Origin of the sequence: Frateuria defendens (genome assembly GCF_001182895.1) — a bacterium.
GTDB classification, from domain to species: domain Bacteria; phylum Pseudomonadota; class Gammaproteobacteria; order Xanthomonadales; family Rhodanobacteraceae; genus Frateuria_B; species Frateuria_B defendens.
The window spans coordinates 1-276 of sequence record NZ_LFQR01000244.1; the positions used below are offsets into that span (position 1 = coordinate 1).

General features: G+C 76.4%; 1 pseudogene. It reads left to right on the top strand.

The window, feature by feature from the left end:
• Positions 1–52: 52 nt before the first annotated feature.
• Positions 53–276 (top strand): annotated as a pseudogene (locus tag ACH65_RS20635) (ABC transporter ATP-binding protein); the annotation flags it as partial.

Below are 276 nucleotides of genomic sequence, written 5' to 3' on the forward strand. Positions count from 1 at the left end.
ACGCGCCGCGCCGGGGCCGGGCTGGCACGGCGAGCCGCCGCCGAAGCAGAACCTGCGCGAGCGCTTCGCCGCGCTGCGCAACTTGCCGCCATTCTTGCGCAGCGTGTGGCAGACCAGCCCGCTGCTCTGCGTGGGCAGCATCGCGCTCCGGCTGGTGCGGGCGCTGCTGCCGGTCGCCACGCTCTACGTCGGCAAGCTGATCGTGGACGAGGTGGTGCGCCTGCTGGCCGCGCACGGCGCGCCAGGCGGGTGGCTGGGCGGCGCGGCCGAGCGCCT